Annotated in this window: 15 protein-coding genes; 4 read left to right on the top strand and 11 right to left on the bottom strand. The window is 71.4% G+C overall.

What is annotated here, in order from left to right; genetic code table 11:
• Positions 1–10 precede the first annotated feature (10 nt).
• Together ctaD and coxB are read right to left on the bottom strand one after the other, a co-directional pair.
• Positions 11–2,563 carry a cytochrome c oxidase subunit I gene (gene ctaD, locus QZ772_RS14210; protein WP_295527396.1) on the bottom strand — a complete coding sequence of 851 codons (2,553 nt, stop codon included), beginning with the start codon at positions 2,561–2,563 and terminating at the stop codon, positions 11–13.
• Entirely contained in the window at positions 2,560–3,468 is a 909-nt protein-coding gene (gene coxB / locus QZ772_RS14215) for a cytochrome c oxidase subunit II (RefSeq protein ID WP_366510597.1), read from the bottom strand. Before coxB ends, ctaD begins: the two co-directional genes overlap by 4 nt.
• Here coxB and QZ772_RS14220 point away from each other — a divergent pair.
• Positions 3,385–3,873, top strand: a complete 489-nt coding sequence (locus tag QZ772_RS14220) for a DUF2231 domain-containing protein (RefSeq protein WP_295527400.1) — start codon at positions 3,385–3,387, stop codon at positions 3,871–3,873. The two genes, coxB and QZ772_RS14220, sit on opposite strands and share 84 nt — an antisense overlap.
• Positions 3,874–3,941: 68 nt before the next feature.
• Here QZ772_RS14220 and QZ772_RS14225 read toward each other — a convergent pair whose 3' ends face one another.
• From QZ772_RS14225 to QZ772_RS14260, 8 genes are all read right to left on the bottom strand, one after another.
• On the bottom strand, positions 3,942–4,376 hold the full coding sequence (locus QZ772_RS14225; protein ID WP_295527403.1) for a CopD family protein: 435 nt from the start codon (positions 4,374–4,376) through the stop codon (positions 3,942–3,944).
• A gap of 106 nt (positions 4,377–4,482) precedes the next feature.
• Positions 4,483–4,734: a hypothetical protein gene (locus QZ772_RS14230; protein WP_295527405.1), complete on the bottom strand. Its 252-nt coding sequence runs from the start codon at positions 4,732–4,734 to the stop codon at positions 4,483–4,485.
• A gap of 164 nt (positions 4,735–4,898) precedes the next feature.
• Positions 4,899–6,935, bottom strand: coding sequence for an acetoacetate--CoA ligase (locus tag QZ772_RS14235; protein WP_295527408.1), 2,037 nt, complete (start codon positions 6,933–6,935; stop codon positions 4,899–4,901).
• Between the two features lie 45 nt (positions 6,936–6,980).
• Positions 6,981–7,970 carry a Bug family tripartite tricarboxylate transporter substrate binding protein gene (locus tag QZ772_RS14240; protein ID WP_295527409.1) on the bottom strand — a complete coding sequence of 330 codons (990 nt, stop codon included), beginning with the start codon at positions 7,968–7,970 and terminating at the stop codon, positions 6,981–6,983.
• Positions 7,971–8,118: 148 nt separating this feature from the next.
• On the bottom strand, positions 8,119–9,045 hold the full coding sequence (locus QZ772_RS14245; protein ID WP_295527411.1) for an AraC family transcriptional regulator: 927 nt from the start codon (positions 9,043–9,045) through the stop codon (positions 8,119–8,121).
• 67 nt (positions 9,046–9,112) lie between these two features.
• On the bottom strand, positions 9,113–9,511 hold the full coding sequence (locus QZ772_RS14250; RefSeq protein WP_295527413.1) for a nuclear transport factor 2 family protein: 399 nt from the start codon (positions 9,509–9,511) through the stop codon (positions 9,113–9,115).
• A 201-nt stretch (positions 9,512–9,712) separates the two neighbouring features.
• Positions 9,713–10,396, bottom strand: coding sequence for a YceH family protein (locus tag QZ772_RS14255; RefSeq protein WP_295527415.1), 684 nt, complete (start codon positions 10,394–10,396; stop codon positions 9,713–9,715).
• The gene (locus tag QZ772_RS14260) at positions 10,393–11,472 is read right to left on the bottom strand and encodes an isocitrate/isopropylmalate family dehydrogenase (protein WP_295527417.1); all 1,080 of its coding nucleotides are present in this window, start codon (positions 11,470–11,472) and stop codon (positions 10,393–10,395) included. The genes QZ772_RS14255 and QZ772_RS14260 overlap by 4 nt, the downstream gene beginning before the upstream one ends.
• A gap of 96 nt (positions 11,473–11,568) precedes the next feature.
• On the opposite strand from QZ772_RS14260, the gene metG reads away from it, so the two are divergent.
• The 3 genes from metG to QZ772_RS14275 are packed head-to-tail and all read left to right on the top strand — an operon-like array spanning position 11,569 to position 15,127.
• Positions 11,569–13,641, top strand: coding sequence for a methionine--tRNA ligase (gene metG / locus QZ772_RS14265; protein ID WP_295527421.1), 2,073 nt, complete (start codon positions 11,569–11,571; stop codon positions 13,639–13,641).
• 46 nt (positions 13,642–13,687) lie between these two features.
• Positions 13,688–14,863 (top strand): hypothetical protein, encoded by a 1,176-nt coding sequence (locus QZ772_RS14270; protein WP_295527423.1) that lies wholly within the window; start codon positions 13,688–13,690, stop codon positions 14,861–14,863.
• Positions 14,864–14,893: 30 nt separating this feature from the next.
• Positions 14,894–15,127, top strand: coding sequence for a hypothetical protein (locus QZ772_RS14275; protein WP_295527426.1), 234 nt, complete (start codon positions 14,894–14,896; stop codon positions 15,125–15,127).
• A 262-nt stretch (positions 15,128–15,389) separates the two neighbouring features.
• Here QZ772_RS14275 and QZ772_RS14280 read toward each other — a convergent pair whose 3' ends face one another.
• On the bottom strand, positions 15,390–15,887 hold the full coding sequence (locus tag QZ772_RS14280) for an outer membrane protein assembly factor BamE (RefSeq protein WP_295527429.1): 498 nt from the start codon (positions 15,885–15,887) through the stop codon (positions 15,390–15,392).
• Between the last annotated feature and the right edge of the window lie 57 nt (positions 15,888–15,944).

Consider the following 15,944-nt stretch of genomic DNA (forward strand, 5'->3'; position numbering starts at 1 on the left):
CGCCCGCCCTTCATGCCCACCCCCGCGGCACCAGCGCAAAGGCCAGCCAGGCGACCGCACAGGCTCCTGCCGTGTAGTGGCAGAAGGTCGCCACCACGCCAGGCTCGTAGGGCCGTCGCAGGCCGACATGGCCCGCCCGCACCCGCGCCGCCTGCATCAGCGCCAGCACCCCCGCGAGCAGCGTGTGGAAGCCCAGGTAGAGCAGCGTGACGGCGACGATGGCGTCGTGCGCCTGCAGACGCGGGCGCAGGTCGAGCGTGGCGCCCAGCAGCGCCAGGCCGGCCGCCGCGCCCAGCGCCAGCCCGCCCGCCAACGCCAGGCGCAGAGCCAGCCCGCCGCCCTCGCCCCGCCGCAGCCGACCGACCGCATTGCGCATCGACACGCTCGCTGCCACCGCCAGCCCGGTCACGACCAGCAGCGGCCACAGGCCCATCACCGGCCGCGCCGGGGCCTGCCAGCCCGGCGCCACCGTCCACAGGTAGAACCAGCCGAAGAGCAGCGAACTGAAGAACGCCCCATCGGCCAGCAGCGTGAACTTCATGCCCCACAGCCCCGGCCCGTCGAAGCCATGGGTGTGCGGGCGCAGCACCACGCCGTGGACGTCGGTGACGGCGTCTTGCTCTTCATGCGGCGCGCCATAGCCGCGGTGGTCGCCATTGACCCAGGACCAGCGCAGCAGCACCAGCGCTGCCCCCGTCGCTGCGATGGCCGCGGGCCAGTACAGCTTGAGCAGCAGCATCACGCACAGCAGTGCGATCAGCAGCGCCGCCTGGAAGGGCAGCCAGCTGTTGCCCGGCAGCACGATCAGCTCGGTGGGCCGTGCGGCCACGGGGCTGCTGCCCAGCGTCTCGCGGGCCGCCACGCCGCGGGCCAGCGCATGGCGGCCGGCGGCGATCTCGGCGGGCAGGCCCAGCCGCGTCCACAGCGGATGCCGCGTGTGCACGGCCGGCTGGCTGGCGAAGTTGTAGGCCTCGGCGGGCATCGCCGTGGCCCATTCCAGCGTGTCGGCCTTCCAGGGGTTGACCTCGGCGCGGCGGCCCAGGCGCCAGTGCAGCACCAGGTCCAGCAGCACCGTGACCACGCCGAAGGCCATGACGAAGCCGAACACCGAGGAGACGAGGTTGGGCCATTCCCAGCCCAGCCCCGGCTCGTAGGTGTACACGCGCCGCGGCATGCCGAGCAGGCCCGTCCAGTGCATCACCAGGAAGGTACCGTTGAAGCCGATGACGGTGAGCCAGAAGCCCGCCCGCGACAGCCGCTTCGACGGCATGCGCCCGCTCATGTGCGGCAGCCAGTAGTAGAGCCCCGCCAGCAGCGGGAACAGCATGCCGCCCACCAGCACATAGTGGAAGTGCGCCACCACGAAATGCGTGTCGTGCACCTGCCAGTTGAAGGGCACAAGCGCCAGCATCACGCCCGTCAGCCCCCCGGCCACGAACACCACCAGGAAGGCCGCGATCCACAGCATGGGCACCTCCCAGCGCGGCCGGCCGGTCCACAGCGTGGCGAGCCAGGCGAAGATCTGCACCGCCGTCGGAATGCCCACCAGCATGCTGGCCGCAGAGAAGAAGGCCTGCGCAAGGGCCGGAATGCCCAGCGTGAACATGTGGTGCACCCACAGGCCGAAGCTCAGGAAGCCGATGCCGATCAGCGAAGCCACCACCCAGCGGTAGCCCACCAGCGGCCGGCCCGCGAACACCGGCACCATGGTGGAGATGAGCCCTGTGGCGGGCAGGAAGATGATGTAGACCTCCGGGTGGCCGAAGAGCCAGAAGAGGTGCGCCCACAGGAGCGGATCGCCTCCGCGCGTCGGGTCGAAGAAGGCCCAACCGGCGACGCGCTCCAGCTCCAGCAGCAGAGAGCCAAGGATCAGCGGCGGAAAGCCGATCACGATCATCAGGGAGGTGACCAGCATCGCCCACGCGAACACCGGCATGCGCTGCAGCGCCATGCCGGCCGAACGGGTGCGCAGCACCGACACCGCCAGCTCGATGGCCGCCGCCATGGTGGAGATCTCCACGAAGGTGATGCCGATGAGCCAGAAGTCCGAGTTGATGCCCGGCGAATAGGTGTTGCTGGACAACGGCGTGTACATGAACCAGCCCGCGTCGGGCGCCAGCTCGAAGGCCAGGCTGCTGGTGAAGATCACGCCACCGAACAGGTAGCACCAGTAGCCGAAGGACGACAGGCGCGGGAAGACCAGGTCGCGTGCGCCGATCATCTTGGGCAGCAGGTAGGCCGCGATGCCCTGCAGCATGGGCACGGCGAACAGGAACATCATCAGCGTGCCGTGCATGGTGAAGGCCTGGGCATAGGCCTCGGCGCCCATGAAGTCGTGCTGCGGCAGCGCCAGTTGCGCCCGGATGAGCATGGCCAGCACGCCGGCGATCAGAAAGAAGGCGCCGCCGGTGAGCATGAAGCGCTGCGCGATGGTGCTGTGGTTGACCGCCGCCAGCACGCGCCAGCCGGTCGGGTTGCGCCAGGTCTCGTGCAGGGCGCGGTGCAGGGCGTCGTCGGCCTGCTGGTTGGTGGCCTCGCTGGTGGGCTGTTCGCGCTCGGTCACGGGCGGGCCTCCGGCGGGGACGCGGATGCTGCTGCGGCGGCGGCCGGCAGCGTGCCGGCGGCGGCCTGGGCCGGCGCATTCAGCCAGACTTCGAACTCTTCGGCCGGCATCGCCTGCACCACCATCGGCATGTGGGCATGGCCGGCGCCGCAGAACTCGGCGCAGACGCCGCGGTAGGTGCCGGGCCGGTCCGCCTGCAGCCGCACGACCAGCGTGCGGCCCGGCACGGCGTCGAGCTTGCCGCCCAGGCGCGGCACCCAGAAGCCGTGGATCACGTCGGCGCTGCGGGTGTGCACGTCCACCGCGCGGCCGGCGGGCAGGCGCAGCTCGTTGCGCAGGCGCTGGCCGGTGTCGGGGTAATGCACCTCCCACCACCACTGGTGGCCGGTGACCTCCACCCGCAGCGGGGCGGCGGCGGCGCCCGGCCAGGGCAGCTGGTGGAAGCCGGCCGGCGAGCCGAAGACCAGCAGCGCCGTGATGGCGACGCCCGGCAGCAGCAGCCCGCCGCCGACGAGGCAGCGGCGCGCGATGCGGCGCTGGCGCGCGCTGTCCTCGGCCCGGCGCGCCTCCTGGCCGGAGCGGTGTTCGCCCCCTTTTTCGACACCCGCCCATTCGCCCTTGCCACCGCAGCGGTCACGACCGGCGCGCATGGCCAGCGCACCCAGCACCACCATCAGCAGCCAGACCGCCACCGCCATGCCGAACATCCACCACCACACCTGCGCGATGGCGCCGGCCGAGGGCCCGGCTGGGTCAAGGACCGACAGCGGCCCCCGGCATCCGCCGAGGAGCGGCAGCAGGCCCAGCCCCACAATGGCCGGATGAGCGCCGCACCTCCGAGCCCGGGCCAAGTGATGCCCGAACCCATCCGCAGCCGCGCGGCCATTGCGGGCCATCCGCTGCATCCCATGCTGATCCACTTTCCGGTGGCGGCGCTGATCGGCCTGGTGGGCACCGACGGCGCCTGGTGGTGGACGCAGGACCCCTTCTGGGCGCGCGCCGGCCTGTGGCTGGCGGGCGTGGGCGCGGCCGGCGGCTGGATCGCCAGCGTGGCCGGGCTGATCGACCTGCTGACGGTCAGGCGCATCCGCCGGCTGGTCACGGCCTGGGGCCACGCCATCGTCGCCGTGATGATGCTGTCGCTGGCCACGCTCAACTGGGCGGTGCGCTGGCGCGCGGAAGACCCGGCCCAGTGGCTGTGGCCCTGGGGCGCGGGCATCACGCTGTTCACGGCGTGCTTCATCGCGCTGGCCGCCTACCTGGGCGGGCGGCTGGTGTACGAGAAGGGCGTGGCGGTCGACATGACCTGAGCCAGCACCGCCTGCCCCGGAGTGGGTCGGATGAGGACGCGCCTTCGCCAGTACGTGGCAGGCACCACTCATGGCAGTGCCCCGTCCAGCCCGGGCTTGCGCAACACCAGCCAGGCGATGGCCAGCAGCAGCGGCAGCAGCAGCGCACCGATGAGCAGCGCGGCGCGCCGCGCAGACTGCCCGCGCTCCACGCGCAGGATGAGCAGGCCGAAGCTGGCATGTCCCAGGGCCAGCAGTCCGACCAGCACCAGCTTGGCCAGCAACCACAGCCCGAGCGTGCCCTGCACGACAAAGATGAGCGTGCCCGATCCGATGGCCAGCAGCGCGGCCGGCGTGGCCACCCAGATGAACAGGGCGCGCAGGATCTCGTCCTGCGGATCGCCCAGGGCTGCCGGTCGGCGCCGGGCGTCGCCGGAAGCGGCTGCGGTCGCCAGCGGCAGATAGAGCAACGAGCCGCACCACAGGATGACGGCGCCGATGTGCAGCACCTTCAGCCAGGGCATGCCGCCCCCGCGTCAGAAGGCAGGCGCGACGCGCGTGGCAGGCGGAACCAGTGACGCAGGCACGGCATGCCCAGCGGAGCCGGCGGGCGGATTCGATACCGCGCGCTCAACGCACATCCACCGGGGCGTCGCGCCCCTTGGCGGCGGGATGAGGTGCGCCACTGGCGTCGCCCTTCTCGCATACCTTCTCGCCGTCGTGGCTGCCAGGCTCGTGCGGCGGCGGCAGGTCCGCGTCCTGGGACTGCGCGGGCCGGCGGCGCCGGCTGCCCGGCTTCAGGCGGCCTTCTTCCTCCATCTTGCGCGCCTGTTCCCGGCTGCCGGTGGTGGCCGCGCGCGTGCGCGGCGTGTTCGTGGACATCGCCAGACCCCTTGCTCGAAACGGGCCGGCACCGCGGATGGCGCCAGCGGGTTCGGGTCAGGTCGCGTGTCCTGTAGTTGTGTGTTGCGGCGACGGCACCCCGGGCTCTCCCCCTGCGTGCCATCGTAGGAAGCCCGGCGCGCGCCCGCTGTCGGACAACAGAGCTATGAGGTCGAGCGCGCCAGGTACTGCTGCGCAAAGTCCACGAACCAGTCGATAGCCGCGGGCTGCGCGAGCGCATCCCGCTTGACCACCTTCTCCACCGGCTGGCCCAGCAGCAGCTTCTTGACGGGCAGCTCCAGCTTCTTGCCGGTGATGGTGCGCGGCACCAGCGCCACCGGCACGATCTCGTCCGGCACATGGCGGGCCGAGAGCCCGGTGCGCAGCGCCTGCCGGATGCGCTGGCGCAGCGGCTCGTCCAGCTCGATGCCGGGCCGCAGTTGGACGAACAAGGCCATCCACGAGGGGCGGCCCAGGTATTCGAGGTCCACCACCAGGCTGTCGGCCACCTCATCCAGCTGCTCCACCACGCGGTAGAACTCGGCCGTGCCCATGCGCACGCCCTGGCGGTTGATGGTGGCGTCAGAGCGGCCGTAGATGACGCCGCCCACCGCCCCCGGCCGGGGCACCAGCCGCAGCCAGTCGCCATGCCGCCAGACGGGGCGCCCGGCCGCGTCCTGGAAGGTGTCGAAGTAGCTCTCGCGGTAGCGGCTGCCGTCTTCGTCGCCCCAGAAGAACAGCGGCATCGAGGGCAGCGGGTTGACGCAGACCAGCTCGCCGACCTCGTCCATCACCGGGCGGCCGTCGTCGCTCCAGGCCTCGACGCGGGCGCCGAGGACGCGGCACTGCATCTCGCCCAGGTACACCGGCAGCGTGGGCAGGCCCACCAGGAAGCCGCCGGCCAGGTCGGTGCCGCCGGAGACCACGTTGAGCCACAGGTCAGGCCGGATCGACGCGTAGATCCAGGCGCATGCCTCGGGCGACAGCGGCGAGCCGGTGGAACCGATGGTGTGAAGCGCGCCTAGGTCGGCGATGTCGCGCGGCACGATGCCGGCCTTCATACAGCTCTGGTGGATGGCGGCACCGGCGCCGAAGAAGTTGACGCGCGTGCGACCGGCGAGCTTCCACAGGTGGCCCCAGTCGTGTTCGGGCCCGGCGCCCGTCACGCTGCCGTCGTAGAGCACGACGGTGGCGCCGCCCAGCAGGCTCATGATGTGGGCGTTCCACACCATCCACGAGGTGTTGACGGCCCACAGCACCCGGTCGCCGGGATGCAGGTCGTTGTGCAGCACCATGTTGACCATGCCGTTGGCCAGCACGCCGCCATGGCCATGCACGATGGGCTTGGGCAGGCCGGTGGTGCCGGAGGAATAGAGGATCCACAGCGGATGGTCGGCCGGCAGCGGCTGAGGCGCCACGACGGACGGTGCGGCCAGGGCCTCGGCCCAGGGCACCCAGCGCCGGGCCCGTACCTGGGGCGGCGGCTCGGCGTCGGCCGCGAGGTGGGGCACCCACAGCACGGCCTGCACGCTGGGCAGGCCGGCCAGGATCTCGTCCAGCGGCGCGCGGCGGTCGAAGGGCTTGCCGGCGAAGCGGTAGCCGTCGACCGCGATCAGCACCTTGGGCGCGACCTGGCGGAAGCGGTCGCCGACGCTCACCGGGCCCATGTCGGGCGCGCACAGCGTCCAGATGGCGCCCAGGCTGGCGGCGGCCAGGAAGGCCACGACGGTCTGCGGGATGTTGGGCAGGTAGCCCGCCACGCGGTCGCCGGGTTCCACGCCCAGGGCGCGCAGCGTGGCGGCCACGGCGCCGACCTGGCGCCGCAGCTCGGCCCAGTCCATCTCGCCGGTACCCCCGGCCTCGCTCTCGTAGACGATGGCCGGTGTCGCCAGCCCCTCGTGGCGCAGCACCTGCTGCACGAAGTTCACCCGCGCGCCCGGAAACCAGCGCGCGCCGGGCATGGGCGCGTCCTCCCGCATGCGCGCGGGCGGCGGGTCGAAGGGCAGCGCGAAGAAGTCGAGCACCGCACGCCAGAAGCCCTCGGTGTCCTGAACCGACCACTGCCACATCGCCTCGTAGCCGTCGAAGTGAAGGCTGCGCTCGCGCTGTAGCCATTGCGCGAAGGCCGTGATCAGGGCACGGTCGCGGCGAGCGTCATCGGGCGTCCAGAGGGGGGTGGGCGGATGTTCGGAGGGGGTCATGGGCGGTCGGTTGAAGGGGGCGGCGTATCGCTCGCCGGCAGAGTTTCAGGAGTCGGCCGTGAAGCCGATGCGCGGCACCTGCACGCGCCAGAAGTCGGTGTCGGCCTTGAGTTTCGCCGCCAGTTCCTTGGGACCGACGAACTGCGCGCTCATGCCGAATTCGGCCAGGCCCTGCGCATAGTCCGGCTGCGCGACGGCGGCGCGGGCGGCCGTCGCCAGCCGGTCGATGACGGCCTGCGGCGTGCGGGCCGGCACGAAGAGCCCGAACCATTCGGTGTTGTCGAGCGCATAGCCCTGCTCCGCATAGGTGGGCAGCTCCGGCGCGAAGGGGCTGCGTGCGCTGCCGCTGACGGCCAGCAGGCGCAGCCGGCCCGAGCGCAGTTGGGGCAGGTAGCTGCCCAGCACGGTGGAATAGCCCGCCACCTGCCCGCCCATCAGGTCCTGCAGGCCGGGGCCGTCGCCGCGGTAGGGCACATGGGTCAGCTCCACCCCGGCAATCTTGCCCAGCAGGCTGCCCAGCAGGTGCGGCGTGGAGCCCGCGGCGGGCGAGCCGAAGGCCGCCTGTGCCGGATGCGCCTTGGCCCAGGCGATGAAGTCGGGCAGCGTCCGGACGCTGGCCGGCACCGCGGGCCCGACGGCGAAGGCGAAAGGGAAAGTGCACACCATCGCCACCGGCACCACGTCCTGCGGTGCATAGGGCAGCTTGCGGTAGGTGAAGGGATAGATGCTGAAGGGCGCTGGCGGCGACAGCAGCACCGTGCCGCCGTCGGCCGCGGCCTCCTTGACGGCGCCGACCGCGATCTGCGTGCCGGCGCCCGGTCGGTTGTCCACCAGCATCGTCGGCGCGTAGGCGCCGCGCAGCTTCTCGGCCAGGCGGCGGGCCACGTTGTCGGTGCTGCCGCCGGGCGGAAAGCCGACGACGATGCGCACCACCTCGGGCGTCTGCGCCGAGGCCGGGCGCGGCCACAGGGGCAGGGCGGCGGTGGCACCCAGGGTGCCCAGCAAGCGGGCGGTGAACTGGCGGCGGTCGGTCATGGCAAGGTCTCCTTCAGGCCCGGTCTGGTCGCTGCCGGGCTCGGTGCGCACTGTGCCGCGGGCGGCGATGGAGGCCTGTCGGTTTGCTGCGCCGGCTGTCGGCGCCTTGCGCCACCGCGGGAAAGCCCTGAGAAAGACCGCGGGCCGTTCAGCCGCCGCGCCGCAGGGCCGTCGGCGATTGGCCCCAGTGGCGCCGGAAGGCCTGCGAGAAATGCGGCGCCGAGCGGTGGCCGGTGCGGGCCGCGATCTCGGCGATGTCGAGCGAGGTCTCGCGCACCAGCTCGCCGGCCCGCGACATGCGCTGCGCGTTGAGCCAGGCATGGGGCGTCATGCCGTACGAGGCCTTGAAGGCGCGCGCGAAGTGGAAGCTGCTGAGGCCCACCAGGCGCGCCATGCGCTCGACCGTCCAGTGGGCATCGAGCGCTTCGCGCACCGCCTCCTCCAGCTGCTGCATCTGCCGTCGCAGCAGCCAGGCGCCGCCGCGCAGCGCCCGGTGCGGGCCGGCATAGTGGCTGAGCAGGTGCAGCGCCAGGGCCTGCGCCACATGCTCGCCGAAGCCCCTGTGAAGCGCCGCCTGGCTGTCCAGCGCACCGAGCAGCATGCGGGCGAAGCCGTCGAGCACCGGGTCGTCGCGGCCGAAGCAGCTGTGCAGGCTGACCTCGGCCTGCGCGCTGCGGTGCAGCCAGCTCGGGGCGACGTCGATGTGCAGGTTGTCGCGCGGCCGGGCGCTGCGCCAGAAGCTGGGCAGGCCCGCGGGCACTACCACGGCCTGCCCCGGCTGCCAACGGGTGCGGCCCACGCTTGCGCCGTGGCGCTGCAGAAGGTCGGTGGGAATGGCGCAACGCACGAGGATGGTGTGCTCGGCCGTGGGCGGCACGTAGAGGTCGCCCTCGGGGCCGACCTGGTGCCACAGCATCAGACCCGGCCAGGGCAGGCCCTGGCTGGAGCGGCGCACGGAATGGCCAGGCAGGGCCTGCCAGGGCTCGCGGGCGGGCGAGGCGCCTTCCAGCGCGCGCCAGCGGCGCAGGTCGAAGCCGCCCGGGGTGTTCGCGGTCGGATCGGATTCGAGGTTCATGGCGGCGGTCCGGGCATGGCGGTGCGCGCGATGCTACTGCCGCGGCCCGCCCCGTCCCGCGCCGTCGTCAGCCGCCCTTGCGGGCCGCCAGCATCTCGCCCATGCGCTGGTGGATCAGGTTCACCGCCTTGAGCGGCCGCAGCATGACCTTGAACTGTGTGATGCGGCCATCGGCGTTCCAGCTGATGATGTCCACGCCGTTGACCTCGATGCCATCGAGCGTGACGGCGAACTCGAGCACGGCATGGTCGGCCGCGATGGTTTCGCGCACGTAGCGGAAGCTGTCGTTGAAGAAGACCTGGAAGGCCGCCGTGAGGTAGGCGCTGACGATGGGCCGGCCCACCTGCGGCGTGTGCACCACGGGCGAATGGAAGACGGCGTCCTCGGCCAGCAGCGCCCACAGGCCGGCGCTGTCGTGGGTCTGCACCAGGCGGTGCCATTGGGCCAGGGCGGCGGGGTGCGTCATGGGGTGTCTCCGGTGGGCGCGGGTGGCCTGTTTCTTGGGGAGACGGAAGGTAGCGCAGCCGGCCCCGCGAGGGCCGTCCGCTGGGTGACAGCGAGCCCATGGCCCGACGGGCCCGGGGGATCGCGCGGCCGTCGCGGGCCCTTCTCCCTACCCCTCGAGGGCAGAGGGACTCATCCGGACATGGCCGGACGGCGCGGGATTTCAGGCGACGTCGATGCCAAGGTCTGCGCAGACCTTGGCCAGCGTGGCCTTGAGGGTGGCGACTTCGGCCTCCAGCCGGTCCACCCGCAGGCGCAGGGCGGCCGTCTCACCGGCGTCGGCCCCGGTCGCCGTCGCAGCGGCACCCGCCACCGGCACCGCCATCAGCTCCGCCGCCACCGGCCCGGACAGCAGGTGCGCCCAGCGGCTCTCGCGCGCGCCGGGCAGGCGCGGCAGCTTGACCACCAGCGCGCCGGCCGGCCGCTCGGCCATCTCGTCCAGGAAGCCTTCGACCGAGGAGATGTCGGCGAAGTTGTGCATGCGGTCGCTGGCGATGCGCAGCTCGCCCGCCGTCTGCGGGCCGCGCAGCATCAGCACGGCCAGCAGGATCACCGACTGCGAGGGCAACCGCAGCACGCGGTCGGTGTTGTGGCCGTAGCGCATGGCACGGCCGCCGCTGCTCTCGTCCACCAGACTGCGGCGGCGCAGGCTTTCCAGCGCGTCCTGCACCTCGGCCTCGGCCAGTTCCATCACCGGATGACGGCTGGTCTTCTGGTTGCAGCCGGCCAGCAGGCTGTTGACGGTGAGCGGGTAGCTGTCGGGCACGGTGCGCTGCTTCTCGATCAGCACGCCGAGCACCCGGGCCTCGGAAGGCGAGAGGATGGGCAGGTTCTGCTCGGTCGTCATGCACCCCCCTTGATCCGCGCGACCAGCGCCTTGGTGAAGGCGATGGTGTTGGCGCCGCCGCCCAGGTCGCCGGTGCGCACGTTGTCGACATTGAGCGTCTGGTCGATGGCGGTGCGCAGACGGTCGGCCAGGTCGACGCGCTTGACGTGGTCCAGCATCTGGGCCGCGGCCAGCATCAGCGCGATGGGGTTGGCGATGCCCTTGCCCGCGATGTCGGGCGCCGAGCCGTGCACCGCCTCGAAGATGGCCGCATCGGCGCCGATGTTGGCGCCGGGCGCCATGCCCAGGCCGCCCACCAGCCCGGCCACCAGGTCGGACAGGATGTCGCCGAACAGGTTGGTGGTGACGATCATGTCGAACTGCCAGGGGTTGAGCACCAGCTTCATGGCGCAGGCGTCCACGATCATGGTCTCGAACTGGAATTGGCCCTGGTATTCGGCGGCGTAAAGCTGTTCGGCCGTCTCCAGGAAGATGCCCGTCAGCGCCTTCATGATGTTGGCCTTGTGCACCACCGTCACCTTCTTGCGGCCCTGGGCCACCGCAGCCTCGAAGGCATAGCGAAGGATGTGCTTGCAACCCTGGCGGGTGTTGATGCCGGTGGCCATGGCCACGGCGTGCGGGTCGTCCTCGATGCGGATGTAGTGCTCGTGGCCGATGTACAGGCCTTCGAGGTTCTCGCGCACCACCAGCAGGTCGATGTTGTCGAAGCGCCCGCCCGGAATGATGGTGCGCGCCGGCCGCACGTTGGCGAAGAGCTGGAAGGCCTCGCGCAGCCGCACGTTGGAACTGCGGTAGCCACCGCCCGACGGTGTCTCCAGCGGGCCCTTGAGTGCCAGGCGCGTGCGGCGGATGCTCTCGAGCGTCGCCTCGGGCAGCGGGTCGCCCGAGGTCTTGACGCCGCCCAGGCCGGCGATCTGCGGGTCCCACTCGAAGGGCGAGCCCAGGGCGTCGAGCGCGGCCAGGGTGGCTTCCATGATCTCGGGGCCGATGCCGTCGCCGGAGATCAGGGTGGCGGGGATGCGGGGGGTGGTCACGGGGCTTCCTCCTTCGGGGTCTGCGGGCAAAGCCGCAAGCATACGGCTGCGACGCGGGCCCAAACCTAAAATGCCCGACCCTGCCAGAGCGCGGCGCCCTGCCGCGACACGACCGGCCCATCCGCGAGACCGACATCCATGCCCGCAGCGCGCAAGCTCTTCGTCACCACCGCCCTTCCCTACGCCAACGGCAAGTTCCACATCGGCCACATCATGGAATACATCCAGGCCGACATCTGGGTGCGCTTCCAGCGGATGAACGGTGCCGAGGTCAACTTCGTCTGCGCGGACGACGCCCACGGCGCCGCCATCACCATCGCGGCCGACAAGGCGGGCATCACGCCCCAGGCCTTCGTGGCCGAGATCGCGGCCGGCCGCAAGCCCTACCTCGACGGCTTCCACATCGCCTTCGACAACTGGCATTCCACCGACGCGCCCGAGAACCACGAACTCGCGCAGCAGATCTACCGCGACCTGAAGGCCGCCGGCCTGATCGAGACGCGCCCGGTCGAGCAGTTCTACGACCCCGAGAAGGGCATGTTCCTGGCCGACCGCTTCATCAAGGGCGAGTGCCCGAACTGCCACGCCAAGGACCAGTACGGCGACAACTGCGAGGTGTGCGGCGCCGTCTATGCGCCCACCGAGCTGATCAATCCCTACTCGGCGCTGTCGGGCGCCAAGCCGGAGCTGCGCAGCTCCGACCATTTCTTCTTCAAGCTGTCCGACCCGCGCTGCGAGGCCTTCCTGAAGGAATGGACCACAGCCCCCGGCCACGTGCAGCCCGAGGTGCAGAACAAGATCCGCGAATGGCTGGTCAAGAAGGAAGACGGCACCGGCGGCCTGGGCGACTGGGACATCAGCCGCGACGCGCCCTACTTCGGCATCGAGATCCCCGACGCGCCGGGCAAGTACTTCTACGTCTGGCTGGACGCACCGGTGGGCTATCTGGCCTCGCTCAAGAACTGGCTGGGCAAGAAGGGCGAGGACTACGCCGCCTACATGGCCCAGCCCGATCTGGAGCAGGTGCACTTCATCGGCAAGGACATCATCACCTTCCACACCCTGTTCTGGCCGGCCATGCTGCATTTCAGCGGCCGCAAGGCGCCGGACGGCATCTTCGTGCACGGCCACCTGACGGTGAACAACGAGAAGATGAGCAAGAGCCGCGGCACCGGCATCGATCCGCTCAAGTACCTCAGCCTGGGCCTGAACCCCGAATGGCTGCGCTACTACATTGCCGCCAAGCTCAACGGCCGCAACGAGGACATCGACTTCAACCCCGAGGACTTCGTCGCCCGCGTCAACAGCGACCTGGTGGGCAAGTTCATCAACATCGCCAGCCGCTCGGCCGGCTTCATCGCCAAGCGCTTCGGCGGCCAGCTGGGCACGGTTTCCGTTGATGGCGAAGAGCTGCTGGTGATGCTGCGCGCCGGCGCAGAGGACCTGCGCCAGCTCTACGACAGCCGCGACTACGCCCGCGCCCTGCGCGAGGTGATGGCCCTGGCCGACCAGGTGAATGCCTATGTCGACGCCAACAAGCCCTGGGAGCTGGCCAAGCAGGCGGGCCAGGAAGAGCGGCTGCACGACGTCTGCACCACCTGCATCGAGGCCTTCCGCCTGCTCACGCTCTACCTCAAGCCGGTGCTGCCGGCGCTGGCGGCGCAGGTCGAGGCCTTCCTGAAGATCACCCCGCTGCAGTGGGCCGACGCGGCCCGCTCGCTGAGCGCCGGCCATGCCATCGGCGATTACAAGCACCTGATGACGCGCGCGGACCCGAAAGTGCTGGAACAGCTGTTCACGCCGCCCGCCACTGCCGCCGCGCCAGCGGCCGAAGCGGCGCCGGCACTGCCCGGCGGCGAGGCCCTGGCCCCCACCATCACCATCGACGACTTCGTCAAGATCGACCTGCGCATCGCCAAGATCGTGGCCTGCGAGAAGGTCGAAGGCTCCACCAAGCTGCTGCGCCTGACGCTGGACGTGGGCGAAGGCAAGACCCGCAACGTGTTCAGCGGCATCGCCTCGGCCTACCAGCCGGAGCAGTTGGTGGGCAAGCTCACCGTGATGGTCGCCAACCTGGCGCCGCGCAAGATGAAGTTCGGCGTCAGCGAGGGCATGGTGCTGGCCGCCAGCCATGCCGACGAGAAGGCCCAGCCGGGCATCCACGTGCTTGAGCCCTGGCCGGGTGCCCAGCCGGGCATGCGGGTGCGCTGAGGGCGCACAACGCCCGCTTGACACCAGCACCGCACACAGGCCCTCCATGCCCACCCCGGTCCTGCCTCAACGGATGCGTTGGCTGCTGGGTCGGGCCGCTGCGGCCGGCCTGATGCTCATCGCCGCCTTGGGTGCAACCGCACCTGCCCTTGCGGCCGGCCAGTCATCGGACTTACAGGCCTGCAGTCAGGCGGCTTCCGACGCGTGCCTTCAGGCCATCGACCTGCCCGACGGGGCGGGCCGGCTGTCCTATTACGCCTCCCGCGGCGTGAGTGACGGCGGGCCGCCGCCCACGCGGCTGCTGCTGGTCATGCACGGCCATCCGCGCGATGCGAACCGCAGCTTCGACGCGGCGCTGCAAGCCCTGCAGGGAAGCGGCCACGAGATGGACACGCTGGTGGTGGCGCCCCTCTTCCAGGTGCCGGCCGACAAGGCCGGCCGCTGCAGGGCGCCGGGCGCCCCCGCCGCCCGGCCCGGCGACGCGCTGTGGACCTGCAGCAGCTGGCTGGCCGGCGGCGATTCGGCCGGCACCCGGCCGATCTCTTCCTTCGCGGCGCTCGACGCCCTGCTCGACGCCCTGGCCCAGCGCTGGCCCAGCCTGCGCGAGGCCACACTGGCCGGCTTTTCCGCGGGCGCCCAGATGCTGCAGCACCGCATCGGCTTCGCGGCCGACGCGCCGGCCGGCTGGCGCGTGCGCTACGTGATCGCCGACCCGGGCACCTGGCTGTATTTCGACCCGGCGCGACTGGCGCCCGTTGCCAGCGGCGGGGCCACGTCCGACTGGGACGGCTGCCTGGCACCAGACGGCACCGGCTTGAACGCCGACTGCCGCTGGCAAGCCCTCCCCGATGCCGAGCTGGCCGCCTGCCCCGGCTACGACGACTGGAAGTACGGCACCCGGAAGCTGCCCGCCGCACTCGGCCGCAGCGCCGCCGACGCGCGGGCGCGCTATGCCGCGGCCGACATCCATCGCCTCGAAGGCGCCCTCGACAGCGGCACCGGCCGCGGCACGGCCGCGCGGGTGCTCGACCAGTCCTGCGCCGCCCGGCTGCAGGGCCCCTACCGCCTGCAGCGCGGGCTGGCCTACGCGGCCTACGAACAGCAGGTGCTGCGGCCGACCGGCGCGCGCAGCTTCGCCGTCGTACCCGGCTGCGCCCACGACGTGGCCTGCGTGCTGCCCTCGGCCGCCGGCCGTGCGGCGCTGTTCGGCAGCGCTCGCTGATCCATCCTTCATCCCCTACCGGAGCCGCCCATGGACCGCGTCCTCTTTTCCCGCCTGCTGCTGGCCGCCGTCACCCTCGGCGGCCTCGGCGGCTGCGCCGTCGTCAGCGTGGCCGGCGCTGCCGTGTCGGTGGGCGCCACGGCCGTGAGCGTCGGGGCTGGCGCCGTCGGCCTGGCCGCCGATGCGGCCATCGGCACCGCGCGGCTGGGCGGCAGGGCCGTGGGCGCGGCCGCGGGCGCGGTTCTGCCGGGCGGCAACGACTGACAGCGTCCGCGACGGCGGTTTTGGGGTGCGGCGTGGCGCCTCACAGGGCGCCGCCGATCCATCAGCGGGAACTCAGTTGTCCACGGCGCCGAAGCGCCAGCCGCACGGCATGAAGCCGGCGCCCCGACCCTGATCGAAAGGCCGCGGAGCAGGCCACGCCAGTGCACCAGCGGAACGGGCTCGGCCCGGCCGCCGGGTGCGCCCCTTGAGGGGGATTGGACTTCCACACGCAGTGAGGAAGTCCAAACGGGGTGGTCTCATGTCACGGTGCCTCGACGCCGCGATCCTGCGACGAGCCGCTGCGCAGCACGTACTGCTGGTCGTTCAGCACCGCGGTGAACACCATCGGCGTATTGGGCGGCTGCGTCCAGTGCCAGTCCCATTCCGTCTCCTGCTTGAGGGCATAGCGCGTCACCTTGGCGGGCTTGCCCAGCAGCTTGCGCAACTCTTCCATCGGCATGCCCGGCTGCACGCGGGCGAAGTTCTCGGGCGTGAGCACCTGGCGCAGGGCGCTCATGCGACCGTCGGGGCCGATGGTGATCATGTAGTTCTTGCGGCCAGCCGGCTGGCGGTTGTATTCGAGCACCCGGCCGGCGGGCGAATCCCAGATGTTCTCGGGCTCGCCGAACTGGGCACGCACATCGGCCTCGGTGGCCACGCCCTCTTCCAGCTTGTCGATGCGCTGCGGGTCGCAGCCTGCCAGGGCGGCCAGCGCGGTCAATGCGGCGGCGATGCGCGCCGCGGTCCTGCCTGTGGTCATCGATTCCCCATCGCCCCGTCGTTAAAATCGCGCCCCTCGTCCAGTCACAAGAAGCAG

Origin of the sequence: uncultured Pseudacidovorax sp., assembly GCF_913773995.1 — a bacterium.
Classification (GTDB): domain Bacteria; phylum Pseudomonadota; class Gammaproteobacteria; order Burkholderiales; family Burkholderiaceae_C; genus Xenophilus.

Excerpts from the sequence above, each read along its gene's own strand:
- QZ772_RS14220 (WP_295527400.1), top strand. The coding sequence starts at position 3,385 with ATGAGCGCCGCACCTCCGAGCCCGGGCCAAGTGATGCCCGAACCCATC.
- coxB (WP_366510597.1), bottom strand. The coding sequence starts at position 3,468 with ATGCAGCGGATGGCCCGCAATGGCCGCGCGGCTGCGGATGGGTTCGGG.
- QZ772_RS14225 (WP_295527403.1), bottom strand. The coding sequence starts at position 4,376 with ATGCCCTGGCTGAAGGTGCTGCACATCGGCGCCGTCATCCTGTGGTGC.
- QZ772_RS14230 (WP_295527405.1), bottom strand. The coding sequence starts at position 4,734 with ATGTCCACGAACACGCCGCGCACGCGCGCGGCCACCACCGGCAGCCGG.
- QZ772_RS14235 (WP_295527408.1), bottom strand. The coding sequence starts at position 6,935 with ATGACCCCCTCCGAACATCCGCCCACCCCCCTCTGGACGCCCGATGAC.
- QZ772_RS14240 (WP_295527409.1), bottom strand. The coding sequence starts at position 7,970 with ATGACCGACCGCCGCCAGTTCACCGCCCGCTTGCTGGGCACCCTGGGT.
- QZ772_RS14245 (WP_295527411.1), bottom strand. The coding sequence starts at position 9,045 with ATGAACCTCGAATCCGATCCGACCGCGAACACCCCGGGCGGCTTCGAC.
- QZ772_RS14250 (WP_295527413.1), bottom strand. The coding sequence starts at position 9,511 with ATGACGCACCCCGCCGCCCTGGCCCAATGGCACCGCCTGGTGCAGACC.
- QZ772_RS14255 (WP_295527415.1), bottom strand. The coding sequence starts at position 10,396 with ATGACGACCGAGCAGAACCTGCCCATCCTCTCGCCTTCCGAGGCCCGG.
- QZ772_RS14260 (WP_295527417.1), bottom strand. The coding sequence starts at position 11,472 with ATGCTTGCGGCTTTGCCCGCAGACCCCGAAGGAGGAAGCCCCGTGACC.
- metG (WP_295527421.1), top strand. The coding sequence starts at position 11,569 with ATGCCCGCAGCGCGCAAGCTCTTCGTCACCACCGCCCTTCCCTACGCC.
- QZ772_RS14270 (WP_295527423.1), top strand. The coding sequence starts at position 13,688 with ATGCCCACCCCGGTCCTGCCTCAACGGATGCGTTGGCTGCTGGGTCGG.
- QZ772_RS14275 (WP_295527426.1), top strand. The coding sequence starts at position 14,894 with ATGGACCGCGTCCTCTTTTCCCGCCTGCTGCTGGCCGCCGTCACCCTC.
- QZ772_RS14280 (WP_295527429.1), bottom strand. The coding sequence starts at position 15,887 with ATGACCACAGGCAGGACCGCGGCGCGCATCGCCGCCGCATTGACCGCG.